Annotated in this window: 22 protein-coding genes, 1 other RNA gene and 1 pseudogene; 12 read left to right on the top strand and 12 right to left on the bottom strand. The window is 47.4% G+C overall.

Features of this window, described 5'->3' with window-relative positions; genetic code table 11:
* Window positions 1-32 precede the first annotated feature (32 nt).
* The 3 genes from M8318_RS02710 to M8318_RS02700 all read left to right on the top strand — a co-directional run bounded on the left by M8318_RS02710 (window position 33) and on the right by M8318_RS02700 (window position 2,470).
* Window positions 33-1,322: an arsenic transporter gene (locus M8318_RS02710; protein ID WP_262660893.1), complete on the top strand. Its 1,290-nt coding sequence runs from the start codon at window positions 33-35 to the stop codon at window positions 1,320-1,322.
* A gap of 12 nt (window positions 1,323-1,334) precedes the next feature.
* Window positions 1,335-1,760, top strand: a complete 426-nt coding sequence (gene arsC / locus M8318_RS02705) for a glutaredoxin-dependent arsenate reductase (protein ID WP_023479704.1) — start codon at window positions 1,335-1,337, stop codon at window positions 1,758-1,760.
* Window positions 1,761-1,867: 107 nt separating this feature from the next.
* The gene (locus M8318_RS02700) at window positions 1,868-2,470 is read left to right on the top strand and encodes a site-specific integrase (protein WP_159514724.1); all 603 of its coding nucleotides are present in this window, start codon (window positions 1,868-1,870) and stop codon (window positions 2,468-2,470) included.
* A gap of 326 nt (window positions 2,471-2,796) precedes the next feature.
* On the opposite strand, the gene M8318_RS02695 is transcribed toward M8318_RS02700, so the two are convergent.
* Window positions 2,797-2,985 (bottom strand): hypothetical protein, encoded by a 189-nt coding sequence (locus M8318_RS02695; RefSeq protein WP_023479866.1) that lies wholly within the window; start codon window positions 2,983-2,985, stop codon window positions 2,797-2,799.
* A 209-nt stretch (window positions 2,986-3,194) separates the two neighbouring features.
* Here M8318_RS02695 and M8318_RS02690 point away from each other — a divergent pair, with 209 nt between their 5' ends.
* Complete coding sequence (locus tag M8318_RS02690) at window positions 3,195-3,389, top strand: hypothetical protein (protein WP_023479757.1); 195 nt, start codon at window positions 3,195-3,197, stop codon at window positions 3,387-3,389.
* Between the two features lie 638 nt (window positions 3,390-4,027).
* On the opposite strand, the pseudogene M8318_RS02685 reads toward M8318_RS02690, so the two are convergent.
* Window positions 4,028-4,255: pseudogene (locus M8318_RS02685) on the bottom strand (hypothetical protein).
* 300 nt (window positions 4,256-4,555) lie between these two features.
* On the bottom strand, window positions 4,556-4,774 hold the full coding sequence (locus tag M8318_RS02680; protein ID WP_016239707.1) for a cold shock domain-containing protein: 219 nt from the start codon (window positions 4,772-4,774) through the stop codon (window positions 4,556-4,558).
* Between the two features lie 266 nt (window positions 4,775-5,040).
* Between M8318_RS02680 and cspF the strand changes: the two genes are divergently transcribed.
* The 3 genes from cspF to M8318_RS02665 all read left to right on the top strand — a co-directional run bounded on the left by cspF (window position 5,041) and on the right by M8318_RS02665 (window position 14,237).
* Entirely contained in the window at window positions 5,041-5,253 is a 213-nt protein-coding gene (gene cspF, locus M8318_RS02675; RefSeq protein WP_001446195.1) for a cold shock-like protein CspF, read from the top strand.
* A 75-nt stretch (window positions 5,254-5,328) separates the two neighbouring features.
* Window positions 5,329-5,499 (top strand): YnfU family zinc-binding protein, encoded by a 171-nt coding sequence (locus tag M8318_RS02670; protein WP_305955329.1) that lies wholly within the window; start codon window positions 5,329-5,331, stop codon window positions 5,497-5,499.
* A 155-nt stretch (window positions 5,500-5,654) separates the two neighbouring features.
* Window positions 5,655-14,237, top strand: a complete 8,583-nt coding sequence (locus M8318_RS02665; protein ID WP_023479820.1) for a GH36-type glycosyl hydrolase domain-containing protein — start codon at window positions 5,655-5,657, stop codon at window positions 14,235-14,237.
* Between the two features lie 19 nt (window positions 14,238-14,256).
* Here M8318_RS02665 and M8318_RS02660 read toward each other — a convergent pair whose 3' ends face one another.
* A complete protein-coding gene (locus tag M8318_RS02660) occupies window positions 14,257-14,490 on the bottom strand; it encodes a hypothetical protein (protein WP_004132711.1) in 234 nt (77 codons plus the stop codon).
* 93 nt (window positions 14,491-14,583) lie between these two features.
* Here M8318_RS02660 and M8318_RS22700 point away from each other — a divergent pair, with 93 nt between their 5' ends.
* The 3 genes from M8318_RS22700 to lpxP all read left to right on the top strand — a co-directional run bounded on the left by M8318_RS22700 (window position 14,584) and on the right by lpxP (window position 16,283).
* The gene (locus M8318_RS22700) at window positions 14,584-14,820 is read left to right on the top strand and encodes a YnfU family zinc-binding protein (RefSeq protein ID WP_369122564.1); all 237 of its coding nucleotides are present in this window, start codon (window positions 14,584-14,586) and stop codon (window positions 14,818-14,820) included.
* Between the two features lie 79 nt (window positions 14,821-14,899).
* Window positions 14,900-15,172 (top strand): hypothetical protein, encoded by a 273-nt coding sequence (locus tag M8318_RS02655; protein WP_176691153.1) that lies wholly within the window; start codon window positions 14,900-14,902, stop codon window positions 15,170-15,172.
* Between the two features lie 202 nt (window positions 15,173-15,374).
* On the top strand, window positions 15,375-16,283 hold the full coding sequence (lpxP, locus tag M8318_RS02650; RefSeq protein WP_023479857.1) for a kdo(2)-lipid IV(A) palmitoleoyltransferase: 909 nt from the start codon (window positions 15,375-15,377) through the stop codon (window positions 16,281-16,283).
* A 1,075-nt stretch (window positions 16,284-17,358) separates the two neighbouring features.
* Here lpxP and M8318_RS02640 read toward each other — a convergent pair.
* The 6 genes from M8318_RS02640 to smpB all read right to left on the bottom strand — a co-directional run bounded on the left by M8318_RS02640 (window position 17,359) and on the right by smpB (window position 23,308).
* Entirely contained in the window at window positions 17,359-18,255 is an 897-nt protein-coding gene (locus M8318_RS02640; protein ID WP_159514722.1) for a ParB/RepB/Spo0J family partition protein, read from the bottom strand.
* Window positions 18,252-19,148, bottom strand: a complete 897-nt coding sequence (locus M8318_RS02635) for a ParB/RepB/Spo0J family partition protein (RefSeq protein ID WP_159514721.1) — start codon at window positions 19,146-19,148, stop codon at window positions 18,252-18,254. Before M8318_RS02635 ends, M8318_RS02640 begins: the two co-directional genes overlap by 4 nt.
* On the bottom strand, window positions 19,138-20,694 hold the full coding sequence (locus tag M8318_RS02630) for a recombinase family protein (RefSeq protein ID WP_159514720.1): 1,557 nt from the start codon (window positions 20,692-20,694) through the stop codon (window positions 19,138-19,140). The genes M8318_RS02635 and M8318_RS02630 overlap by 11 nt, the downstream gene beginning before the upstream one ends.
* Window positions 20,695-20,976: 282 nt before the next feature.
* Window positions 20,977-22,206, bottom strand: coding sequence for an integrase domain-containing protein (locus M8318_RS02625; protein ID WP_159514719.1), 1,230 nt, complete (start codon window positions 22,204-22,206; stop codon window positions 20,977-20,979).
* A gap of 166 nt (window positions 22,207-22,372) precedes the next feature.
* Window positions 22,373-22,735: a transfer-messenger RNA gene (ssrA, locus tag M8318_RS02620) on the bottom strand.
* A gap of 90 nt (window positions 22,736-22,825) precedes the next feature.
* Window positions 22,826-23,308 (bottom strand): SsrA-binding protein SmpB, encoded by a 483-nt coding sequence (smpB, locus tag M8318_RS02615; protein WP_039030084.1) that lies wholly within the window; start codon window positions 23,306-23,308, stop codon window positions 22,826-22,828.
* 156 nt (window positions 23,309-23,464) lie between these two features.
* On the opposite strand from smpB, the gene M8318_RS02610 reads away from it, so the two are divergent.
* Window positions 23,465-23,902, top strand: coding sequence for a type II toxin-antitoxin system RatA family toxin (locus M8318_RS02610; RefSeq protein WP_207630083.1), 438 nt, complete (start codon window positions 23,465-23,467; stop codon window positions 23,900-23,902).
* Entirely contained in the window at window positions 23,892-24,179 is a 288-nt protein-coding gene (locus M8318_RS02605; protein WP_106994989.1) for an RnfH family protein, read from the top strand. The genes M8318_RS02610 and M8318_RS02605 overlap by 11 nt, the downstream gene beginning before the upstream one ends.
* 55 nt (window positions 24,180-24,234) lie before the next feature.
* Here the strand turns inward: M8318_RS02605 and bamE are convergent, their stop codons facing one another.
* Both bamE and recN read right to left on the bottom strand, forming a co-directional pair.
* Window positions 24,235-24,576, bottom strand: coding sequence for an outer membrane protein assembly factor BamE (gene bamE / locus M8318_RS02600; protein ID WP_166183442.1), 342 nt, complete (start codon window positions 24,574-24,576; stop codon window positions 24,235-24,237).
* A gap of 151 nt (window positions 24,577-24,727) precedes the next feature.
* Window positions 24,728-26,389 (bottom strand): DNA repair protein RecN, encoded by a 1,662-nt coding sequence (recN, locus tag M8318_RS02595; RefSeq protein ID WP_262660892.1) that lies wholly within the window; start codon window positions 26,387-26,389, stop codon window positions 24,728-24,730.
* Window positions 26,390-26,415 lie beyond the last annotated feature (26 nt).

Below are 26,415 nucleotides of genomic sequence, written 5' to 3'. Positions count from 1 at the left end.
TATTTACATAATCATATATGATGGAGTCTGAGATGCTTCTGGCAGGGAGTATATTTTTACTGACGCTGGTACTGGTGATCTGGCAACCCAGAGGCCTGAGTATTGGCTGGAGCGCGAGTATCGGGGCAGTGCTGGCGCTGGGAACCGGTGTCATCCATGTCGCTGATATTCCCGTTGTCTGGAATATCGTCTGGAACGCGACAGCGGCATTTATTGCGGTCATCATCATCAGCCTGCTGCTCGATGAGTCCGGCTTCTTTGAATGGGCCGCACTGCACGTCTCCCGCTGGGGTAACGGACGTGGCCGCCTGCTGTTCACCTGGATAGTCTTGCTCGGTGCCGCTGTTGCTGCGTTGTTTGCCAATGACGGCGCCGCGCTGATCCTGACGCCGATTGTGATTGCGATGCTGCTCGCACTGGGGTTCAGCCAGGGCACGACACTGGCCTTTGTCATGGCTGCAGGGTTTATTGCAGATACGGCCAGCCTGCCGCTCATTGTTTCTAACCTGGTTAATATCGTCTCGGCGGACTTCTTCGGTCTGGGCTTTACGCAGTATGCTTCCGTTATGATCCCCGTGGATGCGGCAGCGATTGCGGCCACGCTGACCATGCTGCATTTCTTCTTCCGCAGGGATATTCCGGCAACGTATGACGTTTCGCTGCTGAAGAAACCAGCCAGTGCGATCAAGGATCCGGCAACCTTCAGGGCGGGCTGGATTGTCCTGTTATTACTGCTTGTCGGTTTCTTTGTTCTGGAGCCGCTGGGGATCCCGGTCAGTGCGATAGCGGCGGCTGGCGCAGCAGTGCTGTTTGTGGTGGCGAAAAGAGGCCATGCCATCAACACCGGGAAAGTCCTGCGCGGTGCGCCATGGCAGATCGTTATTTTCTCGCTGGGCATGTACCTCGTGGTCTATGGCCTGCGCAATGCAGGGCTCACGGAGTACCTGTCTGGTGTGCTGAATCAGCTGGCAGACAAGGGGTTATGGGCAGCGACGTTCGGCACCGGCTTCCTGACGGCATTTCTCTCATCAGTGATGAACAATATGCCGACGGTGCTGATTGGTGAGCTGTCGATTGACGGGAGTGCGGCGACTGGCGTCGTCAAAGAGGCAATGATTTATGCCAATGTGATTGGCTGCGATTTAGGCCCGAAAATCACCCCGATAGGCAGTCTTGCAACCCTGCTGTGGCTGCATGTGCTTGCCCGGAAAAATATGACGATCACTTGGGGATATTACTTCCGGACCGGCATTGTCATGACTGTGCCGGTGCTGTTTGTCACTCTGGCCGCTCTGGCGTGGCGGCTCTCTGTCACTTTGTAATGAGATACTGATATGAGCAACATTACCATCTATCACAACCCGGCCTGTGGCACCTCACGCAACACGCTGGAGATGATCCGTAACAGCGGCAACGAACCGACGATAATTCATTATCTCGATACGCCACCCACCCGTGATGAGCTGATTAAACTTATTTCAGATATGGGAATTACGGTGCGTGCATTACTGCGTAAGAATGTTGAGCCTTATGAACACCTGGGTCTTGATGAAGAGAAATTTAGTGATGAGCAGTTGATTGATTTCATGCTTCAACATCCGATCCTGATTAATCGGCCGGTTGTCGTTACGCCGCTTGGCACTCGTCTTTGCCGCCCTTCAGAAATAGTGCTGGATATTCTACCGGAAGGCCAGAAAGGAGCGTTTACCAAAGAGGATGGCGAGAAGGTCATTGACGAAACGGGGAAGCGGATTAAGTAATCTGCCCACTTCAAAATATCGGACGCCTGTTTACGCTATGCGGGCATCCGATTTTCGCTCATATGGGACAACCATAATCACATCTCCTAACCCAAAGGAGAATGAGCATGACAACATCCCCCTGGAACAAAGGCCGTATTATTGGCCAGAAACGGCCTCTTCAGATCTCTCATATCTGGGGAATCCGTATCAGACTTGAGATGGAAGGAAAAGTACGCGATTTAGCTCTGTTTAACATGGCTCTGGACAGTAAACTTCGGGGCTGTGATCTGGTTAAGCTAAAAGTTTCTGATGTGGCCTATGGGCACTCTGTTTCGGGCAGAGCGACAGTGCTGCAGCAAAAAACGGGAAGCCCCGTTCAGTTTGAACTGACTAAGGGAACCAGAGAGGCTGTAGCAGCATGGATCAAAATGGCTCATCTACGTAGTAGCGACTATCTGTTCCAGTCCCGCGTCGGTTCTTCACGACATATCTCAACCAGGCAATATAACCGTATTTTTCATGGATGGATTGATAAGCTAGGTCTCGACGAGACTCTGTACAGTACGCATTCTATGCGAAGAACCAAGCCATATCTGATCTATAAAAAAACGAAGAATCTTCGAGTGATCCAGCTATTGTTAGGTCACAAAAAACTTGAAAGTACAGTCCTTTATCTCGGTATTGAAGTGGATGATACCCTGGAGATATCTGAGTCTATTGAAGTTTAATTTGTGAGGGCTGCAACAGCAGCCCTTTGCCAGAAGCGGAATTTTATTACATCTCTATTGAATTTGTTAATGCTGAGCAGGTCAATACATGCAGGAAGTTCCGGCTGTTTCTTTGAAGTTAACGAACCAAGTAGAGTAAGCGTCGACGCGGAAATCGTCTTTGGAAAAAGCTAAGGCATTGACCAGAATTTTTTGATCAATACATAAAGTTAGGGCGGTTTCGAATGTGTGGTTGTATTCTTTACGAATTGCTCCTGCGGCAAGGTTTCTGGGCGGCGATGAACCAAATACGAACATTAGAAAAGAAAAGACGATATTTACCGTTGCTATTTCCCTTCATTTTCAAAGCACAGTAAATCAAAAATTAATTCCATATTGTTACTTTTTAGAATGTCAACATCTTTATATATTTTTTCAGACGCCCCTCCTTCATCTTCCCATTCGTTAATGGAATACTGCCATTCTTCTTGCATCAACCTGACATCTGCAGTTGGGATCTCTAAATAAGTTAGCATAGTCTACTCCGGCATCCTATCTTTATGAGGTTTTAATAGTATAGGGTACCCTACACTGTAACGCCGATTAGGTTTGCATATACTCATTAAATATATAAAAAAGCACTGTAAGAAAATAATAATCTAAGTCGTGTTATTTAGCTGCAACTTTTTATTTTCCTAAGGGTGTTGACTATACTTAAATAAATAATTTCAAACCGGAGAGTGCCATGTTTAACCATTCACCTGAAAAGTCTGAAAATGAATTTAAGGAAACAGTAAAAGAATACGCTACTAAAACCGATGATGCGTTACGTAGTGGGGCTAACAGCATGAAGAATAAAGTTGAGTCATATCCTGCGACAAGTATTCTCATAGCAGTCGGTATAGGCTTCGCTTTAGGTTTTATCTCAGGAAGAAGATGATTATCTTCGAGATGAAATTTAACTGTATCTCCTTACTTCATGAGTGCATTATTTAACAAAAATAAGATAAGTATTGAAAATATTATAGTCATTAAAGAAATCACCAATTTGTAAAAAGTGAAATCCTCCTTAAAAGAAGCACCGAACTCGGAAAGGAAGTAACTAACCATTATAGTTGCCAGACATATTGCTGGACTAAATATATAACAATCTTTCAATAATTCTTACAAAACAAGAAGCATAAAACATCCAGAGAAAAATCCTCTGCTGCATCGCTTGATGCTTATGAATATGATGCCGATGCCTCCCGGTAAGCCTTTGGGTATCCCTATGACCCGCTGCTTCGTTCGTGCATGATGAACATTCCATTAGAAAATTCATCAGGTTAATTTGCCCTGCCGCTCAGAAGGATTCATCATAAAAGGCAAAATAGCATGAAGGGAGGTAGAGGGCCATCTGTATTTTGTCAATGCACATAGTGTGACTTCCTGATTTGACAGCGATTTTTAAAAGAATGTGTTGAAAAAAAAGCCTGCGGTTAGCAGGCTATAAAGTTTTTTTACTTATTTTTTTTGTTTGTATCTTATAAATAGGGTAGGTACGCAATTAAACATGAAGCAGAGAAGGTAATGAAACTGCTATAAATATTTCCTGGCCGCATCAAATATCTCCTGTGACGTTAACTCCCTGTCAGTAGCCACGTAAACAATGCCATGATCGCCAGTTAAGGAAGGAAAACCTGCAGACATAATCCGAAGATGTGTTTATTCACCGTTTGGATATTCCTGCCTGATAGAGGATATACCTTCCAGAACGGTCATGACTTTACAGGATTCAGCATTAAAGAAAACAAGGACTTTAATCATATTCTATTATCCTGTTCTCTCGTGGGTGTTAGCTGGCAGATGCCATTAAGGTCAAAGCCATTACGTGGTTCTTTCGGAGATAGCCTCGCTCATTACGCACTTCTTATTTAACAAGCAGTTAGTTTGTGCTTTTAAAATTTTTATGCAGTAGTCCTGCACTTCATTACATCGGTCAGCACACTCATAATTGTGAAGAATATGCTGATCAGATATTAAGAATAAACGATTTTTCACTGATTTAAGTTATGGGGCTGTCTACTCAGGGATAATCCTTCATCGTTATCGCAGACCCACATTGATTTATTTATCGCAAAGTATTACGTTTGCAGCAGCAGGACCTTTGTCTCCGATCTGAATGGCGAATTCAACTTTCTGTCCTTCAAATAAAGTTTTAAAGTTGTCGCCATTAAGCGCAGAAAAATGGACAACGATATCTTTGCTGCCATCAAGAGGAGAGATGAAGCCAAAACCTTTGTCTTCGTTAAACCATTTTACCAGGCCTGTAATTCTAGAGGTCATACTGACTCCTGTTATACATCATTGTATTGATAGTAAATGTATGGACTCAAAAAGAGGGGATATCAACGATAGCGCCTGGTAATGAGAACTGCCCGGAAAATTTCTAACTTTCATTAGTACATCGAACTGATGGGATTCATTAAGGCACAGGGAATCAATATAAGCAAATTATCTTTTAGCCGTCCAGAGGTCCTGTAGGGAAAATAAAAGTGGCTGAATGCCATTTTCAATGTATAGTCTTTACGTGTTTTCAATAAGGAATTGACTTGTCCCATAAAATGACAGGAATTGTCAAAAGCTTTGATATTCTTAGTGGTAAAGGCCTCATCATCCCATCTGATGGACGAAAAGACGTTCTGCTTCACATTTCAGCCGTTAACTCCCGCGAATCAGAATTACTCATCCCTGGAAGCCGCATAGAGTTTTGCCGGATAAACGGTCTCAGGGGGCCTGTGGCTGCGAACATTTATCTTTCCTGATTTTCAGTGTGTCAAAATAGATAGATTAAAACTTAACCACATATGGTACGGTGAAGCTCATTCATTGAAAGGTTAATGGTTATGTCTGTTATCAATTACGCAATGAAATTCTTCAGCAGTGCGTCTACTGCCACAGCTGCCTGTCCTGTTTGTGGCTTAAAATCAGTACAACCGTTGTCAAAAATCCGGCTCAACCAGACCATGCTTTGCCCCGGATGTAAGGCTCTGTTTATCTCCCGACGCTAGCTCGACCAAAACCGCAGAACAGAGCTCATGTCCTATACTTATGTTAGATTCCGGCAGCTGTTAAATCCCTGATGCCTGACGCCCATCCTGAGAGAACGTTTCTGAACTGATTTCGCAACTGCTCCTGCGCGCTAACGTCGCATCAGAGCAATGCTATGAAAATGATCCCCAGAGCGTGGTTTAACCGCTCCCGTATACTGATGAATGCTGCCGAAAACATAACGTTTTCGGCGAACGATCCTGCCGGTGAAAGCTCGCCGCGGTCAGAACTCTTTTCGACCGTCCAGATGGAACGCTACGGCCAGAAGCTGGCGCGGACTCATAAAGTATCACCGGATAAGCATCCTTATTATCTTCTGAAACGGCTTGGCGACAATGAGGCCGTCATTACCCAAAACTGCTATGAGCTTAACGCGGGTAAAAAGACCAGTATCATGCCCGCCGGTGAATGGCTGCTGGACAATTATTATCTGATTGAGGAACAAATCCGCACTGTCCGCCAGCATCTGCCGAAAAGCTTTGGCAAAGGTCTTCCGTCGCTGGTATCGCCGCTGAATTGCCCACGAATTTATCATATTGCATCAGAGGCTATTGCTCACGGCGATGGCCGCTGGGATACCGCCAGCCTGACCAGCTATCTCACTGCCTATCAACAGGTGACGCCGCTGACGCTGGGTGAAGTCTGGGCGTTACCGGGAATGCTGCGCCTGGCGCTGATTGAAAATCTTCGTCGTATCAGTATGGAAGTGATAAAAGCGCAGCAAGACAGAAACCTTGCCGATACGTGGATAACAAGGATTGTCGAATGCGCAGAGAGTGCGCCTGGTGATTTAATCATGGTGGTTGCCGATATGGCGCGCTCCCGGCCTCCGTTAACCAGTGCGTTTGTCGCAGAGCTGGTGCGGCGCCTGCAGGGGCATGGCAACGCGCTGTCGTTACCTCTGACCTGGGTTGATCAGTGCCTTCGGGAACAGGGGATCACCACTGACGTTCTCATACATAGTTTCAATCAGCAGCTTGCCGCCAGCCAGCTGTCCGTAAGTAACAGCATTGCGGGCCTGCGATTATTGAGTGAAACGGACTGGGCTGATTTCGCCGAAACGATAAGCGTTGTCGAACAGACATTACGCAATGATCCTGCCGGCATCTATCCCCGGATGCACTTCAATACCCGGGATCATTACCGGCACGTAGTTGAGGTTCTGGCCAGAGACAGCGGTCTCAGCGAGCCTGAGGTTGCAGAGAAAGTGCTGGCGTTTTCAGAGGAAAAAGCGCCCGATACACCGGAACATCATGTTGGTTATTATCTTGCGGGCGAAGGTCGACAGGCGCTGGATATTCATCTCCTGGCAGACGCCTCAAGGCTCCTACGCTTGCGTCACAGTTTCAACAGAATAACCCTGCTGTCATGGATTGGAAGCCTGACGCTGCTGACAACCGCAGCGACCGCAGCAATATTGCACGAAACCGCCATGCAGGGCACAGACTGGCTGTTGATCGCGGTGATATTGCCTCTGATTATCGCTTTGACTCAGTTAATGAGCGATTTACTCAGTGATGCAACCACCCGTTTTCGCGTTCCTCGACCCTTGCCGGGGATGGATTTTTCAGCCGGGATTCCCGCTGACAGTGCCACCATGTTAGTCATTCCCTGCATGTTGACCAGCCACGAAAGTTTCAGCCAGCTCCTCACCAGTCTTGAAGTCTGCTGGTTAGGGAATGAAAACGAAAATCTCAGGTTCGCGCTGCTCACTGATTTTGCTGATTCTGAAAATGAACCCTCGCCGGAAAGTCACGCGCTGCTCAGACAGGCTATCGCCGATACGCAGGCGCTTAATCGCCGCTACCCCTCCGGCCGACCACGTTTTTATCTGTTACATCGCCAGCCTGAATGGAACCCATTGGAAGGAGCGTGGATGGGCTATGAACGCAAGCGGGGAAAACTGGCGTTACTGAACAGCTGGTTGCGCCATCCCGGAACGCAATTCGTCAGCGTTGCAGAGATGCCTGCCCACCTTTTACCGGGTCACATAAAATACGTCATTACACTGGACAGCGATACGGTGCTCCCGCGCGATACGGCACACAAACTCGTCGCGACGATGGCGCATCCGCTGAATACGCCTGAGTATGATCCGGTACGCCAGAGGGTTGTCAAAGGATTCGGTATTTTACAGCCCGGTCTTGCGGAGGAGATACCACGCAACGGTCAGGGGCGTTACGCAGCCCTGCGCAGCAGCGTACCGGGCAATAACCCTTATTCGATGATGTCTTCGGATATTTATCAGGATCTCTTTGGGGAAGGCTCGTTTGTGGGCAAAGGGATTTACGATGTTGATATTTTTATGCAGGCCACTACCAACATCTGCCCGGAAAATCTGGTACTCAGCCATGACCTACTCGAAGGATGCTATGCCCGTTCGGGTCTGCTGAGTGAAGTGTTACTCTACGAACAATATCCCAATAATTATCTGTCGGATGTTGCACGACGTTCACGCTGGATCCGGGGTGACTGGCAACTGCTTAACTGGCTAAAACCACGCGTCAGAAAAGCCGATGGAACCCGGGTCAGGAATCCGCTGACCGCACTTTCTTACTGGAAATTACTCGATAATCTGCGTCGCAGTCTGGTCGCCCCCTCCTTACTGGTATTGCTGTTCTTCACCCTGCTTGGGGTACCCAATCCGGTTTACTGGCTGGGCGTACTTTCGCTGATATGGCTTTTGCCAGCCATCCTCTGCATCGCCCATGACCTTCTGCATAAACCTCTGCGTCGCCGCCTGAAGCCGCATCTGTTACTGGTGGGGGCGGGCGCGCTGAAGCGTCTGTCAGGTATCAGCCTTAATTTTGCGATACTGCCGCACGAAGCCGGATATTCGCTGAAAGCGATCGCCGTGACGCTATGGCGACTGGGGATAAGCAGGCGTCACCTCAGCCAGTGGGTCAGCCACAGCCAGGACAGCAGTCAGGCCAGACCCACTGTTGCACGTTTTTATCAGGCGATGTGGCTTAACGTTGCCGGTGGCGTGGCGCTGACAATACTGACCGGACAATTTGCCCCACAGCTGCTGGGGATTGCGTTACCGATCGGTTTGGTATGGTGTGTGGCACCGCTGCTGATGAGCTGGCTGAGTCGCCAGCCCGTGCGTAAGGTTTTTTCGCCTAATCAGGAACAAAAACAGCTGTTACGCCAGACAAGCCGTGAAATCTGGGCTTTTTTTGAAACATTTGCCACAGCAAAAGAGAACTGGCTTCCACCTGATAATTATCAGGAAATACCACAACCGACGGTGGCACACCGAACTTCTCCTACCAATATTGGTCTTTCACTTATGGCTAACCTGACGGCATGGGACTTTGGCTACCTGCCTGGCGGAGAGGTGCTCCGGCGCGTGTCGCTCACGCTCGACACGATGGATAAAATGGAGCACTACCGGGGCCATCTCTACAACTGGTATGACACCCGTACGCTGGTTCCCCTAAGTCCACGCTATATCTCCAGCGTCGACAGCGGCAATATGGCCGGGCATTTATTGACCCTGCGTGCAGGCCTGTCCGCCATGCGTCATCAGCCTGTTTTAAGCAACCAACAGATACTGGCAGGACTGAACGATACGCTGGATATTCTGGAAAAACAGTGGGGTAAGAACCCACCTGACAGCCTGAGACTGCTGCGCAAGCATTGCCTGAACGCGGTGTCGCTCTCTCCGCAGGCGCTTTTCAGCGAACTGAAAAGCATTCGCACCCAGTGCAACCATCTGACCAGCGCATGTCATCAGGGATCTCCTCTTCAGATGCGCTGGGCTGGACATCTGGAGCATCAACTGGTTCAGCTTTGCCATGAGTGGTCTCTGTTGCTTGGCTGGTTGCCTGCATCCTGGAATGAACAGAAGCTGCCGACGCTGAGCGAGCTTGCCCGTCCGACATTAACCGGTACAGGAACGCCTCCGGCGTCAGTGGCGGAGCAGGCCCGAATGCGACTCAATATTATCACCGAGCTGGAACAGCGGCTGGATGAGCATGCCCGGATGGATTTCGCCTTTCTGTACAGTGAAGCAACCAGTCTGCTCAGCGTCGGTTATAACTGTGACACCAATATGCCTGACAAGAGCCACTACGATCTCCTGCCGTCTGAAATCCGCCTGACCAGTTTTCTTGCCATTGCGACTAATCAGCTGCCTCTTAAAAGCTGGTACGCGCTGGGTCGATTGTTTACCACGATTGATAATGAAACTGCCCTGATGTCATGGAGCGGATCCATGTTTGAATATCTGATGCCGAATCTGGTGATGCCCACCTGGCCCGGCAGCCTGCTCGATGAAATGAGTCAGTCGGCGGTTATGCGCCAGATTCACTGGGGGAAAGAACGCGGGGTGCCATGGGGTGTTTCAGAGTCTGGTTATCATGCTTTTGATGTTCAGCATAATTATCAGTATCAGGCATTTGGCGTACCGGGGCTCGGTCTGCGCAGGGGACTTGCCGATGACATGGTTGTCGCTCCTTACGCCACGCTGCTGGCGCTGATGGTTTCCCCACAGAGAGCCTGTGAGAACCTGTTCAGGCTGCAAAAAAATGGTGCACGCGGAGAATACGGTTTTTATGAAGCGCTGGACTATACCCCCTCACGTCTTGCAACCGGTCAGCTCTATGCGGTGGTACAGTCCTGGATGGCGCATCACCAGGGTATGGCATTTCAGGCGCTGGCTCATGTGCTGCTTGATGCCCCCATGACTGAACGCTTTATGTCCAGTACGGTATTCCGGTCAGCGAGTCTGCTGTTACAGGAGCGCGTGCCGGATGCGGTCGATCTGTACAGTCCGCGCCGTCATTTTGAATCTCATGAGGGCATGGTCAAACCCGTTCGCTATGAACCCCGTATTTTCTATAGCGTGGATACCCCCGCCCCGGATATTCAACTCCTGTCCAACGGCCATTATCATCTGATGTTGACCGCGGGCGGCGGCGGTTACAGTCGCTGGAATGATATTGCACTAACGCGCTGGCGCAGTGATACCACCCGTGATAACTGGGGAGCATTCTGCTACATCCGCGATACCCAGACGGGAGATGTGTGGAGCAATACCTGGCAACCAACAGGCTACACCAGCGGACAAGACGAGGAAGTGTTGTTCACCGATGCGGGGGCAGAATTCAGACGCAGCTTAGGGGGACTCAGCGTCAAAACTCAGGTGGTGATCTCTCCGGAGGATGATGTTGAATTGCGACGGCTCACACTGATTCATCGTGGTCGCAAGCCTCGCTCTCTGGAGCTGACAACCTATGCTGAAGTGGTACTGGCACCTGATGCCAGCGATCTGGCACACCCGGCATTCAGCAATTTGTTTATTCAGACTGAGCTGGCTCCTGAGCGTGACGCTATTCTTTGCCACCGGCGCCCGCGTTCACCGAATGAACCGGGCCCTTGCCTGTTTCACATGATGGTGGTGCACGGCGATAACCGACATAACGTGTCGTTTGAAACGGACAGGGCAAGGTTTATTGGACGTGGCAGAAACCCTGCGAATGCACAGGCAATAGAGACGGGAGGGATGCTAGGCAACACGTCGGGCTCGGTGCTGGATCCGATACTGGCAATTCGCAACGCCATTATTCTGCAGCCGGGGCAGCCGGTTACGATTGATATCATTTATGGCATCAGTGAGACCCGTCAGCAGAGCCTGGCGTTGCTGGAGAAATATCGCGATTACCCTATCGCCGATCGCGTCTTTGAACTGGCCTGGTCTCACAGTCTGGTGGTATTGCGCCAGATGAACGCCAGTGAAGATGATGCCACGTTGTTCAATAGTCTCGCCAGCGCTGTGCTTTACCCTGTCCAGGAGCTGCGCGCCGAAGGCCAGGCGATCGGCCGCAACCGGCGTGGCCAGTCCGGACTGTGGGGCTGGGCAATTTCAGGGGATCTGCCGATAGTGCTGCTGAGTATAACCAGCGAGGAAAGTATCACCTCAGTGACCACACTGATTCAGGCACACCGTTACTGGAGACAGAAAGGGCTGGATGTTGATTTAGTTATCCTGAATAACAGCCCCGGCGGCTACCAGCAGGGATTACAAAATCAGATTATGGAGTTAATTTATGCCGGGTCTGAAGCCAGTCTGCTGGATAAAAAAGGCGGGCTTTTTGTCCGCAACGGTGAGCATCTCTCCGCTGAGGATAAGTTGCTTTTGATGAGCGTGGCCTGTCTTTATCTTGATGACCGCGCAGGGGGTATTAATGAGCAGCTTAACCAGCGTATTCATACCCTGAAATCGCCGGCAAGGGCATTCATTCCGCGTGCTGTGCGCGAGCGTAATCAACATACGGACTGGAGCCCTGATACCAGTCAGTTATGCCATTTCAACGGATACGGTGGATTTTCTCAGGATGGGCGGGAGTATCAGATCGTCCTTCGGGAAAATGCGCTTACACCGGCTCCCTGGTCGAACATACTGGCAAATTCTCGTTTTGGCAGTGTGATCTCAGAGGCAGGGCAGGCCTATACCTGGTATGAGAATGCCCATGAATACCGGTTGACGCCGTGGGAGAACGATCCGGTGAGCGATCGCAGCGGCGAGGCATTTTACCTGCGCGATGAAGAGAGCGGGGAGTGCTGGTCGCCGACGGCTTTACCTGTTCGCGGACACGGTGATTACCTGACCCGCCATGGTTTTGGCTACAGCGTTTTTGCCCATCGTGAGAGTGGTATAGACAGCGAGTTGACGGTCCTGGTTGCTGAAGAAGATCCGGTTAAACTGGTGCTCCTGACGCTCAGTAACTCTTCGGGACGGACACGTCAACTTTCCGTCACAGGCTATGTAGAGTGGACGCTCGGAGAAACACGAACGCGCTCAGCCCCTCACATTGTGACACATGTGGCCAGAACGCCCGGCGGCTGCGGGATACTTGCGAATAACTTTTATGGTGATAATGGTGGCGGCCGAACTGCATTTTTTGCCGTCAGCGGTAATGACTGTTCTCTGACAGGGGACCGCCGGGAGTTTATTGGCCGTAATGGTTCCCTTCACGCCCCTTCGGCTATGAAACTGCAAAAGCTTTCTGGTAAGACGGGGGCCGGTCTGGATCCCTGCGGAGCGGTGCAATCGGCGGTTACATTAATTGACGGGGACCAGAGGACGTTTATTTTTATCCTCGGTGCAGAGGAGAATGATGTTTGTGCTCAGGAGACGCTGGCCCGCTACATGAACGAGGATACGGTCCGCCAGGAGCTGAACCGGATTCATAATCACTGGCACAATGTTCTCGATAAAATCGTAGTTAACACCCCCGACACGTCCGTAAATTTACTGGTTAATGGCTGGCTGTTGTATCAGACGGTCGCCTGCCGTCTTATGGCCCGGAGTGGCTACTATCAGTCTGGCGGTGCATTTGGTTTTCGCGATCAGCTGCAGGATACGCTGGCTCTGAGCCACGCTGCTCCGGACCGGATGCGTGAACAGATAATACTCTGTGCATCACGGCAGTTTATCGAGGGGGATGTGCAGCACTGGTGGCACCCGCCTCACGGCAACGGTGTGCGTACCCGCTGTTCCGATGACTATCTTTGGCTGCCGCTTGCTGTTTGCCACTATGTTGAAACGACGGGGGATATGGATGCACTGGAAATACGCATTCCTTATCTGGAGGGACGCTCGCTTCAGCCTGGTGAAGAGTCTGTCTATGACACGCCGGTCATCAGCGGCACCGAAGAGACACTCTGGTTACACTGCGTCAAAGCTATTCACTATGGACTTCGCTTCGGGGAGCATGGCCTGCCGCTGATGGGGGCTGGTGACTGGAATGACGGGATGAACCGGGTGGGTATCGAAGGCAAAGGTGAAAGCGTCTGGCTGGGCTTCTTCCTGTACGACATTTTGCAGCGGTTTGCAGCGCTGGCGGAGCGCAGGCTGGATGAAAGCGTCGCCGCGATGTGCCGTTCACAGGCTCTGCGCCTGCAAAGTAATCTCGAAGCCCACGCCTGGGATGGGGAATGGTACCGGCGCGGGTATTTTGACGATGGTACTCCCCTGGGATCGAAAACCTCACAGGACTGCCGGATTGATGCGATTGCGCAGAGCTGGTCTGTATTGTCCGGCGCCGCGAGCCCGGGACGGTGCGCAAAGGCCATGCAGGCGCTGGATAAGCACCTTGTGGATAACGAAGGAGGGCTGATCAAACTGTTAACGCCTCCTTTCGACGGACACGGTCCAAATCCGGGCTACATACAGGGGTACCTGCCCGGCGTGCGGGAAAACGGAGGGCAGTATACGCATGGCGCCATCTGGGCAGTGATGGCCTTTGCCCGAATGGGGAATGCCGGACGAGCCTGGCAACTCTGGTCAATGCTCAACCCTATAAATCATACCCTGAATGCGGACTCTGTCGGGATTTATAAAGCTGAGCCTTATGTCATGAGTGCTGATGTCTACAGCGTCGCTCCCCATACCGGACGTGCAGGGTGGAGCTGGTATACCGGTTCCGCAGGCTGGGCCTGGCGTTTACTTACCGAGGAATTACTGGGGATAAAACGTTCCGGCACTGACTTTAGTGTTCATGCCAGGTTACCGGATGAGTGGTCGTCTTTTTCTATGGCATATCAATATGGTGAAAGCCATTATCAGATTAGTGTTTCACGCGGCGATGCAGAATATTGCGTGACGCTGGATGGTGTTCTCCTCCCTGATGACAGAATACCGCTGAAGGATGATGGACAAAACCATACGGTTGAGATCATTCAGAACTGACACTGATCCCGGAGGTGCATTAACGTCTGCCGTTAATGCGCTGATTATCCCTGAGAACATCAATCGCAGTCTGCATGGCGATTTTGTCATCCCGCCTTTTTTGTTTGTCCTGCATGACCTGAAGGTATTCCAGCAAGGTGCGGGTATTAATCGGTCGGCCCTGTTTACCCACAGCCAGCACGGCTTCGCCAAGAATAATTTTCACAGGCGGTAGTTGTGCCGGATACCAGTCAAGGGTGTCTTCTGATTTCATCTTAAATTTCTCACGGAAGGGTAGTGTATCATAAATAAGACGTTCAATTTTCAATATCTGATATCCTGATTCAGACACAACTTAACATAACTTATGCCAGTTATTTTTATATTAAAGCGTATAATAATTACTGTATTCCTCAGAGAATTATTTATGTCTTATACAAATGGGCTCAGGTATTTTAAAGAAAGACCGGTTCATGTTGCCTGCCCGGTATGTGCACACAGAGCCGATCAGAAAGCAGGTAAACTAAGAAAAGATGCGGTTCTTGAGTGCCCTGCCTGCGGACTGTTGTTCAGACATTCAGAATGCCGGTGTATCGGCGGCTGATCAGCTTCTGCCACTTAACGTCAGTGATGTCGGAAAATGACAACATTCCTCCTGTACTGCTGTTGTAGAGGGTATGATAATGAAATCTAAAAAATCTGTTTTTATTGAAGGGCATATCATGTCGAACAGCTGTCACGGACAGCCTGGCCAACCTTTCTGTATTCACCGGGTCAGGTTTAGTAATGGTAAATATGCGATTATTCGGGTGGCATCAGGGATATGTTTCAAACCAGGCGAAATTATTCAACGAAACGATTGTGAGTGGTTTTATAAACTTACCAAAATTCGGCTTCTTTCTTTTGAGTACCTTGATGATGATGAATCAGGAAGACAATTCCTTGAGTATCAATGATAAAACCATGGATTTATAACAGAATAAATTTGCTGGCTTACAATTCACCCTTGGCTCTTTAAATTATTCACCAGTCATTGAAAAATATTTTTTCCTGAATTTAGATGAATTTAAATTATCTAAAACAAAATGTATCGCTAAAGACGAATTGCCTCATTGTTTTCCTTTTGCGTTATAACCTTCATTAGCATTAAGGAAATTTATGGCACAGACTTTTACTCATAATTTACTTCATCCTCGCCACTGGCTTACCTGGTCTGGTTTGGGTCTGCTGTGGCTTCTCGTTCAACTTCCTTACCCGGTTTTACATACTCTGGGCTCTGGCCTTGGAACAATATCCAGACCCTTTCTGAAACGCCGGGAAGGGATTGCGATTAGAAATATCGAACTGTGCTTTCCCGAGATGACACCGTTTGCCCGGAGCCAGATGGTCAATAAAAACTTTGCTTCTCTCGGGCTGGGACTGATGGAAACAGGAATGGCCTGGTTCTGGAGCGATGCGAGAGTCAAAAAATGGTTTGATGTCGAAGGGCTTGAAAACCTGACCGGTGCGACAAGAGGAGTAATGGTTGTCGGGATTCATTTTATGTCCCTTGAGTTGTGTGGAAGAGTAATGGGGTTATGCCATCCTATGATGGCAACGTATCGCCCACACAATGATCCATTAATGGAATGGGTACAGACAAAAGGGCGTATGCGTTCAAATAAGGCTATGATTAATCGACGTAATTTATCAGGTTTTGTTCATGCGCTAAAAGCAGGTGAAGCCGTTTGGTTTGCACCAGACCAGGATTATGGGTCTAAAGGAAGCGTTTTTGCACCTTTTTTCTCGGTAAAAAAAGCAGCCACGACGAACGGAACGTATGCTCTGTCAAAACTCGCTGGTGCACACTTGATCACACTTAGCATGATTCGACGTAGCGATAAAAAAGGTTATCACATGTATATCAGCAATCCGTTGTCAGGCTATCCAGGGGAAGACAAGGTCGCCGCAGCGGCTTATATGAACAAGATCATCGAGCGTGAAATTCTCCGTGCTCCTGAGCAATACCTGTGGATGCATCGCAGGTTCAAAACGCGTCCTGAAGGCGAAGTCTCTTTATACAAATGAACAACTCTACTTGTCATGAGCCAGAATCTATCTTTCTTGCCACTGCGTATTTGTAAAAATGCGATAAGGAATTTTCGATCGGATTCATGTTAACGATGGCTTGACTGACAGCCAAAGTTAATCAATTGAACCGGTTTGGATTTGAAGGTCCGTTTTTCGCTCACAGCAGACCTTCAGCTCAGTTAGCTTGAACGCTCCGTGCCAAAGTCGACCTTTCTATAGTAATCTGTCACAAAACATTGGGCGCAGTTCAATGGATATGTGCTTACTGGGTCTGGCTGTTCTTTTCTAACCGAAGGGCTGAAAAGCAAGAGGAACTCGGAGAAGCAAGCGCAGCGGCTTCGTAGAGTTAGCCCTTGCTTCTCTTATAATTGGCATTATTCATTCAAGAACAAGAGGATCTTCGCTTGTACAAGCGAAGCTATAATAAAAACAATCAATTAATTATTTTAAAAGTATTAAACAAGAACCTATTGACATTCATAAAATACAAGTTATTTATAATGTATGCCATAAATAAAAAGTTTTATGTCATATGTATCCTGCACTATGTGCAGTTAATGTACTACTTGTCCCATATATGGGGATATTGGAAAGGTTACTTTGTTTTGAAGTAGCCTTTCGTCCTTCAATATTAACGATTACTTATTGCTATTACCAAGTCCAGTCGAATCGAAGAACATCTTTTATCTGAAACGACTCCTAATACCCGGTTAAAGCCACAATATCTCTCGCATACGTAGACCAAAGAAAAATTATGATATTAACTATGTGATTTTTTTAGTGTTAAGTTGAATAATTAAATACTGGAGAGTTTTCTGTGCACTACCAATTGCTGGTTCATCTGTTCTGCCGCTGATGTTTCTGACTAATCTCCTGGTGACACAGAACTGTCCCTCTCTACCAGCCTTTATTCGACTCAATGTCCGGCTGCTGATACGCAGTTATCCCTTCGTATCAATGACTGACACTTAAACGTAATGCTTTAGTTGCTGGCGTATCTGACAGCTTCTTCGGCGTGAAGGTCGTTGTGTAAGTATACTTCTTGGTTTATTTAGGCTATATAAAACCATGACTATGACTTGCTGTTTTCAATAAGAGTCTTATCGTCCAAAGAATTTATTCTAGAAATTCTTTTTAACTCATTAAGATAATCAACCTCGTTTTCTAAGAACCAATGAAGAACTTTAGAGTTGCCAAGTAATTTATTAATATATGACTGGATTATAACGAATTTCAACATATCTGAACCATACTCGGTTTGAAGCTTTTTCGTTTCTTCCGAAGTTGTTGCCATTTCTTGTTCCAGACGAAGTATGGTTTTTTTTATGTCCTTTTTATAGGGAGTGTTTTTCCCTTTATTTACTATCATCGATGCCGGTGTTGCATCCAAGATGCTCATTGCAAATTTTTTACTATAATTATCAAAATTAATCATTGTACCGACTGCTTCAATTTGGCGAATTGGCTTCATTTTCCTCAAAACGTCAAATGTAGCCTTAGGTATAGGTTTATCAGAAAGTTTCGCAATTACACTTGGATCTATGCCGTTCATCACATTAGCTTTATCTTTTATGGCATCAACAGATATGCCCAAAGCAGCACTAAGTTTTTCAATTGATACTTTTGCCAGAGACTTAATTATCATTCTATGTTCTTCTACTACATTTATATGATTCACTTGTTTGTTAGGAGTGAAAGCATCATCTATGCTCGAAAGTATACATGGAGCTTTTTCTATACCTAAGTCTTTTAAAGCCTCAACCCTCAAATGGCCATCAAGTATCTTAGTGACATCTTTATCTTTGTCATAGAACACTATTATTGGTTCAATAATACCTAAGCTTTCGATAGAGGTAACTATTTGATAATATTTATGGCTTCGCTTTACGTTTTCTAATAATTCCTTAGATGGAATTAACTTATTAGTTTCCAGGTAAATAAAATTATCGCCAAAACGTATCTGAATCATTTTGATACCTCTTTGTTTACTGGGTTTAATATCTGAGATGGTAGTTCTGAAAGATTCTCTTGTTCAAGTATATGTTGAAAGCTTTTATTCATCATTATGATGTTAAAAATCTCATTTACTATTAGTAGATTGGTTTTTATGAATTTTGAGTTTTTATAAACAGATTTATGTTCAGCGATACTATTTTCATAAAGCTCAATCAACTCCTCTGCAGTCATCCTTTTTGATGGTTTGTGATAATAAAATCCGGCTGCTTTTGCACCTTTATTCCCAACTGTTCTTTGATTTAGAATGTGTTTTATCTTTATAATGTCCCGACTTTTTATTAATTTTTTATCATATGCTTCGGTAAGAATATCTTGTGCTTCCTCAGTTTCACATCTTGCAAATTGCACTGCGAGATATAGAGGCAAATTACCCCGTTCGACTGCTGAGAGAAGTTTATGCTCTCCCTTATCAAGTAGCATATTAATACTGCTCACCCAGTTCGATGAATATCCAGTAATCTCACTTATTTCGGAGTCTAAAAGTCCTCTGATTTTCATGTCTTTAATCACCTGTAATAACTCATTAGAACGTGGTCTTCTCCTTGCAATGTTTTCAACTAAACTCATAACGTAAGCATCTTCTTCTGATACATCTCTTACAATTGCTGGAATAATAGTTTCACCTAATGCAACGAGAGCCTCTATTCTCCCTTGACCACAAATTAAAGCATATTTGAAATCGTCTTCATCAATAGCTCTTACGCTTATAGGTTTGCTTAATCCTCTTTTTTTTATGCTTTCCTTTATTTCTTCATGCACTACTTTATTTCTTGTTCGTGGGTTAAGAAATTTTATTTTTGCAATCTCAATTTGAATTATTGGGAATTCATTTTTTTCAGGCAGCATATAGTTCCCTCACTTTCATGCGAGTAATAATTTGTAGAAGTTTATCAAGATTATCAAATCTATAGAGATCTAATCGAATGTTGTTTGTTTCCGTCATGCACATTTTACTATATTCGTTTTCAATCTTTGGTATGATATAAAAATCAAGAGGTGAAATATTTTGTGAATTCATTCGTATAACAATTGTTATGTCTGCTTTCTGTGAGTTATCAAACCGGACTTTCCATCTAAGTTTACCTGATTTCATATGTATGCATTTAGTAACAAGGACGGAAATTAAAAACTCATCATTGATGTAAAGCATTGGGGCATATTTATACTCGTCTATATGACAGTTACTTTTTAAAATTTCACCTTTAAAATCCTCAATTATCTCTGAGTAAAATGATCTTAGTGCTTCATTTATTTTGAGATAGCTGTAATCATGTTCTGGCTTATAACCAATCAAAGTATATGCTCTTAAAAGACCACCAAATCGCGTTCTATAAACAGAAGATGAAGGGCCTGTATCATCTTCATCAATGATAAAGCCTGATAGTTTTCCATTAGATTCTAATTTTTGTTTTAGTTTTTCTAATAGATCTTCATTAGTCAAATGAATGGATCGGAGCTGAATTATTTCTTGAGCTTTATTATATTTTTTCTTTGAAATAATAGGTTTATATGCCTTGTCACATCTAACCCATTCATGTTTGGGGTTTTTTACAAGCCTACTTTTTAGTTTGGATGAGGTTTTGTTATATATGTTGTTTCCAATATATTTTTCATTTGTCAAAATTTGATGTATTTTTGCACGAGTCCATAATGTTCCATTTTCTGCAGGAATGTTCTGTTCATTTAATCTCTCAGCAATAATAAATTCTGGAACGTTATTATCTATAAAGAGATCATAGATTCTATTTACAATTTTTATTTCATTTTTTGGTCCCGGAATTAATATTACCCTATCTGTTTGAATGCTCTTTCTTTTGCGGAAACTCAATATTTCTTTAGCTATGCCATTTTCGTCTACTAAAAGACGTCTCAGTCCATAACCAGCCATACCGCCTTGATGATAACCAAGCTTTATTAAATTTACTTGCCCTATAAATACCTTTTCAGATAAATTTCTGCTGTGATATGCAGCACTAGATCTTTTTATATTGAGTATAACAGAGGACTCTAAAGGGAAATCTTTAGTGGGTATAGGTTCGGAACAATATATAAGATCTACACCATTTCTCTCAAATAGAAAGGAATAATATGCAGCTTCATCACTATTTTGAAAACGACCAAAACGGCTCACATCATAAAATAATACAGCCTGTATATCTATTTTCTTTTGTTCTACATCGTTAAGTAACTGCTGCAAAGAATGCCTGCCTACGATACTGACTCCGCTCTTACCTGCATCATCGTAGGTATAAGCGATTTCCATATTGTTCTTTTCAGCATAATCTTTGATATATTCGGACTGATTATGTAAAGAATATTGCTGATGGTCGGTAGACATCCTCAAGTACTGTGCGACCCTAACTCTATGATTTTTGTCATTTTCGCTAGCCATGCACGAAACCTCATGGATGATTCAATACAATGTAGAGGATAAAATTGATCAAATTTTAACCGAATTCAACTGTTTTATCATTGATTAGAGCGAATTTGGTAGATCTTCGAGGTGTATGATAATCGAGAAGAGATGTGAATTATTTAGCTGATATGACCGACAGCTTTCGTTATTTGGCCTCAAGGTACCCATTTGTAAATGGCTATGCTTAGTCCACATAGGTTAATGGTGTGATCATTAATTCTTCAAATAAATCAAGATAGTTAACCCATCATGGAAGAGTTATGCGGCAATAACTTTGTATTTTTGAGACGAAACATAGTCACTCCACCATTGCATGAGAACCACACGTTCTGTGAGATACTCTGCACGATTGTAGGCTGCAATTATTTCATCTTTTTTCGAGTGGGCAAGGGCGGCTTCTAAGACATCAGTTCTAAACTTGCCACACTCCTCAGCAGCCGTTCTGGCGATTGATCGCATACCATGAGCTACAAGCTCACCTCCGAAGCCCATACGGATTATAGCCGCATTAGCTGTTTGTTCATGCATGTGATTGAGTGGAGCTTTGATACTGGGAAAAACCCACTCTCTATGCCCGCTGATGGCTTTCATTGAATCCAAGACTCGCAAAGCTTCTTTGCTCAGTGGAACTTTGTGAGGTTTCTTCATTTTCATAAACTCCGCCGGGATGTTCCACATGCCGGTTTCTATATCAATATCTGACCATCTTGTGCGAACAGCTTCACCAGGGCGAACCCATGTGAGAAGTTGCCACTCAATCAGTAGCCTTGTTTCTAAACGGACAGAAGCATTGTTTAGAGCAACCAGGAAGCGGGGGAGTTCGGAAGGGGGTAATGCTGGCATATTCTGTTTTTTTGGCTTGCTGAACCGTTGCCCCAGGTTGTCAGCCGGATTGAATTCTATGAGTTCTTCTGTTGCTGCATAGCGGAAAATTTCATTCAGGCGGGATATGATGCGGCGAAGTGTTTCAAGGACACCTCGTTTTTCTATGGGTTCTAAATGCTGTTTAAGCATTTTAGGGCGAATCTCCTTAATGGGGGTATCACCCAACGTTGGAAAGATATTTCTCTCTAGGCTTCGCCAGATGTCGTTAGCATGATCTTGGGAGATGCCTGACGTTTTGACTTTCTCATCAAGCCACTTCCTGGCTACTGCTTGAAATGTATGTTCCGTGGCATCCTTAAGGGCATTGGCTTTGTGGGTGTTATGAACTTGTGGGTCTATACCATTTGCAAGCAACGACAAGTACTCATCACGTAAAGCTCGTGCCTTCGCAAGTGTAAGGTGAGGATAGGTTCCTAAGCTCACCTTAGTTCGCTTTTTGGTCACAGGCACTGCATATCTGAAATACCAATTTTTCTTTCCTCCCTTCGCCAAGGGGGCGATTCGCAGGAGCAAACCATCGCCGTCAAAAAGGTTAACCTCTTTCTCGGCAGGTTTGGTGCTTTTGATTTCAGTGTCAGTGAGCTTCTTAGCGATTTTTGCCATGTTTGGGACCCTCATGTTTTGGACCCTTCGTGTTGGGTCCCAAAAAGGGTGCCATAACGAGTAGATTCTAGCAATTCTCGGTAGACTATTATAGACGTAAAAAAGCCCGCAAGGCTGGTTCCATGCGGGCTTGATAGACTTCACTGAACTTCAATATATCAAAAATTGGTGGAGCTGGCGGGAGTTGAACCCGCGTCCGAAATTTCTACATCCTCGGTACTACATGCTTAGTCAGTCTTTACATTCGCACGCCAGCTGCGGACAGACACGCCACTAACGAACTAGCCTGATTAGTTTTAGCACTTCAGCCCCAGGCAGGACTTCCATGCGATCTCTTTTGGGTTTGACCTCTCTTGATCCCCGTCTTAAGAGCGGAAGCTAGGGAGAGAGGGCTCTTAGCAGGTTATTAAGCTGCTAAAGCGTAGTTTTCGTCGTTTGCGACTATTTTTTTGCGGCTTTTTACGAGGCAAACCGCCCCTCGGCATGCACCTTGGGTTTCGCAAATCCCGTCGAATCCAGAATCAGCCCCAATAGTGTTACAGCAAGTATACCAGAATTCGCAGCCCGGATACCAGTCCGGAACGCTAACTTATTGAATCGCTCAATAAGTGCCCGGATATTAACGGCCTGCGTGCTTCATGATACGTGCTTTATCAACCTGCCATTCGCGATCTTTGGCGTCGTTACGTTTGTCGTGCTGCTTCTTACCTTTCGCCACGCCAATTTTCACTTTGCACCAGGCGTTCTTCCAGTACAGCGACAGGGCGAGGACGGTATAACCTTCTCGGTTGATGCGTCCGAAAAGGGAATCCAGCTCGCGCTTGTTCAGCAGCAGTTTACGAGTGCGGGTGGGATCGCAGACGTAGTGGGACGAGGCGACCGTCAGCGGCTGAAAGTTCGCGCCAAACAAAAAGGCTTCGCCGTCTTTGAAGATTACGTAGCTGTCGCCGATGTTGGCTTTACCCGCACGCAGCGATTTAACTTCCCAGCCCTGTAAAGCAAGGCCAGCTTCGAATTCTTCTTCAATGAAATACTCGTGGCGGGCACGCTTGTTGAGCGCAATGGTTGCCGAGCCAGGTTTATGTGCTTTTTTCTTCGTCATAAGTGTCGTGAAGCCGTAGGTAATCTGATGTCAAAAAGTCACCTCATTGCGTCCTGTGAGGTCTAACGCGCTATATTAGCACGAGATGAGGCTCAGCGTTTTTTTAACAGGTGATAAATGCTATTATTTGTCGGTTGTTTGATCAGGAAAAATGCTATGCCTCAGATTAGTCGTACTGCGCTTGTCCCCTACAGTGTGGAACAAATGTACCAGTTAGTGAACGACGTTCAGTCATATCCGGAGTTTATTCCGGGGTGTACCGGGAGCCGCGTGCTGGACTCAGGCCCGACGCAAATGACGGCAGCGGTGGATGTTTCCAAAGCCGGGATCAGCAAGACGTTCACCACCCGTAACACCCTGACCGATAACCAGAGCATTCTGATGCATCTGGTGGATGGCCCGTTCAAGAAATTGATGGGCGGATGGAAGTTCGTCCCGCTCAGCGCCGATGCCTGCCGGATCGAGTTTCATCTCGACTTTGAATTTACCAACGCCCTGATTGAGCTGGCGTTTGGTCGCGTGTTTAAAGAGCTGGCGGCAAATATGGTCCAGGCCTTTACGGTGCGCGCCAAAGAGGTCTACAGTGCCGGCTAACATCGTGGTGGAAGTGGCCTACGCGCTGCCGGAAAAGCAGTATCTGCAGCGCGTGACCCTGGAAGAGGGCGCCACCGTTGAAGAGGCGATCCGCGCCTCCGGCCTGCTGACGCTGCGCAGCGATATCGATCTGGCGAAAAACAAAGTCGGGATTTACAGCCGTCCGGTCAAACTGGCCGATAGCGTGAGGGACGGCGACCGGGTGGAGATCTATCGCCCGCTGATTGCCGATCCGAAAGAGCTGCGTCGCCAGCGTGCGGAGAAATCCGCGAAATAACCCGCGATAAAACAAAAAAGGTGCTCAATGAGCACCTTTTTGCATTTCTGAAACCTTACTCTTTGGTGAGCGCCGGTTTGTTGTCGATGTTGGTCAGTACGCCGCTGCTGCTGAAGGTCAGCGTCAGGGTCTGCTGAGACACATCTTCATGGCCTGGCTTCTGGCGGAACACGTAGAACCAGGTATTGGTGCCAAATGGATCGGACATCATCGGGGTACCCAGGGCATAGGCAACCTGCTGCTGCGTCATACCGACACGAATTTTAGACACATCGTTAGGAGCGAGATAGTTCCCCTGGTTGATGTCAGGGCGGTAAACCACTTTTTCCAGAGTGGAGCAGCCTGCGGTCATCATCAGAAGAACCGCTGCGGCAGCGGTCAGCGTTTTACAGCGCATAGTGATTTGATTCCTTTTCCGGCCCGGGCAATACGCGACGGCTCATATGTAATATGCCGATGATAATAGACCTTTCACCACATTAAAACCTCTGGCGTCCGGTCTGTCGGCGTTTTTATTGTTCTGTATGACCCTGAGATACCGAAAAAGTTTACGCGGCCAGCAGTTCTTTCGCGTTCGCCAGCGTGTTGCGGGTGACTTCGCTGCCACCCAGCAGTCGAGCCAGCTCCTGCAGACGGGCGCGTTTGTCCAGTGGCTGCATGTGCGTTTCGGTCATCTCGCCGTCGGTTTCTTTGCTAACAAAGAAGTGATGGTGGCCGCAACCGGCAACCTGCGGCAGGTGGGTCACACACATAACCTGGGTGGACTCGCCAAGCTGACGCAGCAGTTTACCGACTACCGCCGCGGTCGGTCCGCTGATACCGACATCGACTTCATCGAAGATCAGCGCCGGAGTTTCCATTTTCTTCGCCGTGATCACCTGAATCGCCAGGGCGATACGCGACAGCTCGCCGCCGGACGCGACCCGGGAGATAGCCTGCAGCGGCTGGCCCGGGTTGGTGGTCACGCGGAATTCAATGCGGTCTGCCCCTTCGGCCGTCAGGTGATTCTCTTCCAGCTTCACGTCGATAGTGAAAACGCCGTGCGGCATCGACAGCAGATGCATGCTCTCCGTGATGTGCTGGCTCAGCTCCTGAGCGTAACGCTGACGGACAGTGTGTAGCTGCGTGGCGGTTTGCATCGCCTGCTGATGATGCACGCTGACGGCCAGAGAGAGGGTCTCCAGCGAGTCGGCCTGATCGTCGAGCTGATGCTGCTCATCAAGCAGGGACTGATGGAAGTTGGGCAGCTCCTCTGGCGAAACGTGGTGCTTACGCGCCAGAGAAATTTGGCGCGAAATGCGCTGTTCCAGCTCAAACAGACGGTTGGGATCGAGATCAAGACGCTCGCAGTAGTGACGCAGCTCGTCACTGGCTTCAGAGATCTGAATCGCCGCCTCTTCCAGCATATCCAGCATACCGGACACTTTGCTGTCCATGCCCGCCAGCTCGGTCACTAACTGGCGCACGGTATAGAGCTGGCTTTGCAGATTCACATCCTCGCCATCGGCCATCAGGTTCAGCGCCTGCTGGCTGGTTGAGAGCAGCTGACCGCTGTTGGCGAGACGTTTGTACTCTTCGTCGATCTGCTCAAACTCGCCCGGCTGCGGGCTAAATTCGTTCAGCTCTTTCAGCTGATAGGCCAGCAGTTCGGCACGGGCTGCCCGCTCCTGGCTCTGCTGTTGATGCAGCGCCAGTTCACGGCAGCTTTGGTGCCACTGACGATAGTGCGCCGCCATCAGCTGCATAAGGTCAGACTCACCGGCATAACCGTCGAGTAAGGATTTTTGCTGATCGGGTTTAATCAATTGCTGATGGGCGTGCTGGCCGTGGATCTGGATTAACAGTTGGCCAAGTTCGCGCAACTGGGACAGCGGCACCGCGGTACCGTTGATAAAGCCACGGGAGCGGCCGTCGCTGTTGAGGACGCGACGAAGTAAGCACTCACGCCCATCTTCGAGCTGGTTCTGTTCAAGCCAGCGCAGGGCGGCGGGAGTATCTTTCAGGGAGAAACGGGCGCAGAGATCGGCGCGGCTGGCGCCAGCGCGAACCATGTCGCCGTCGGCACGACCGCCAAGGCACAGCCCGAGCGCATCAATCGCAATAGATTTACCGGCACCGGTTTCCCCGGTGATAGCTGTCATTCCGCTGTTGAAATCAATTTCGAGCTCACGAACGATGGCGAAGTTGCTGATGGTCAGTTGTGCCAGCATAAACGTTTTCCTGTATGAAAAACCAT

Source organism: Leclercia tamurae, assembly GCF_025566055.1.
Classification (GTDB): Bacteria; Pseudomonadota; Gammaproteobacteria; order Enterobacterales; family Enterobacteriaceae; genus Enterobacter; species Enterobacter tamurae.
This window is presented reverse-complemented; position numbering and strand designations above follow the sequence as displayed.

Excerpts from the sequence above, each read along its gene's own strand:
- M8318_RS02670 (WP_305955329.1), top strand. The coding sequence starts at position 5,329 with ATGGTTATGTCTGTTATCAATTACGCAATGAAATTCTTCAGCAGTGCG.
- M8318_RS02710 (WP_262660893.1), top strand. The coding sequence starts at position 33 with ATGCTTCTGGCAGGGAGTATATTTTTACTGACGCTGGTACTGGTGATC.
- M8318_RS02625 (WP_159514719.1), bottom strand. The coding sequence starts at position 22,206 with ATGGCAAAAATCGCTAAGAAGCTCACTGACACTGAAATCAAAAGCACC.
- M8318_RS02680 (WP_016239707.1), bottom strand. The coding sequence starts at position 4,774 with ATGACCTCTAGAATTACAGGCCTGGTAAAATGGTTTAACGAAGACAAA.
- M8318_RS02630 (WP_159514720.1), bottom strand. The coding sequence starts at position 20,694 with ATGGCTAGCGAAAATGACAAAAATCATAGAGTTAGGGTCGCACAGTAC.
- bamE (WP_166183442.1), bottom strand. The coding sequence starts at position 24,576 with ATGCGCTGTAAAACGCTGACCGCTGCCGCAGCGGTTCTTCTGATGATG.
- smpB (WP_039030084.1), bottom strand. The coding sequence starts at position 23,308 with ATGACGAAGAAAAAAGCACATAAACCTGGCTCGGCAACCATTGCGCTC.
- M8318_RS02610 (WP_207630083.1), top strand. The coding sequence starts at position 23,465 with ATGCCTCAGATTAGTCGTACTGCGCTTGTCCCCTACAGTGTGGAACAA.
- M8318_RS02635 (WP_159514721.1), bottom strand. The coding sequence starts at position 19,148 with ATGCTGCCTGAAAAAAATGAATTCCCAATAATTCAAATTGAGATTGCA.
- M8318_RS02665 (WP_023479820.1), top strand. The coding sequence starts at position 5,655 with ATGAAAATGATCCCCAGAGCGTGGTTTAACCGCTCCCGTATACTGATG.
- M8318_RS02660 (WP_004132711.1), bottom strand. The coding sequence starts at position 14,490 with ATGAAATCAGAAGACACCCTTGACTGGTATCCGGCACAACTACCGCCT.
- M8318_RS22700 (WP_369122564.1), top strand. The coding sequence starts at position 14,584 with ATGCCAGTTATTTTTATATTAAAGCGTATAATAATTACTGTATTCCTC.
- recN (WP_262660892.1), bottom strand. The coding sequence starts at position 26,389 with ATGCTGGCACAACTGACCATCAGCAACTTCGCCATCGTTCGTGAGCTC.
- lpxP (WP_023479857.1), top strand. The coding sequence starts at position 15,375 with ATGGCACAGACTTTTACTCATAATTTACTTCATCCTCGCCACTGGCTT.
- M8318_RS02700 (WP_159514724.1), top strand. The coding sequence starts at position 1,868 with ATGACAACATCCCCCTGGAACAAAGGCCGTATTATTGGCCAGAAACGG.
- M8318_RS02695 (WP_023479866.1), bottom strand. The coding sequence starts at position 2,985 with ATGCTAACTTATTTAGAGATCCCAACTGCAGATGTCAGGTTGATGCAA.
- arsC (WP_023479704.1), top strand. The coding sequence starts at position 1,335 with ATGAGCAACATTACCATCTATCACAACCCGGCCTGTGGCACCTCACGC.
- M8318_RS02690 (WP_023479757.1), top strand. The coding sequence starts at position 3,195 with ATGTTTAACCATTCACCTGAAAAGTCTGAAAATGAATTTAAGGAAACA.
- M8318_RS02655 (WP_176691153.1), top strand. The coding sequence starts at position 14,900 with ATGAAATCTAAAAAATCTGTTTTTATTGAAGGGCATATCATGTCGAAC.
- M8318_RS02640 (WP_159514722.1), bottom strand. The coding sequence starts at position 18,255 with ATGATTCAGATACGTTTTGGCGATAATTTTATTTACCTGGAAACTAAT.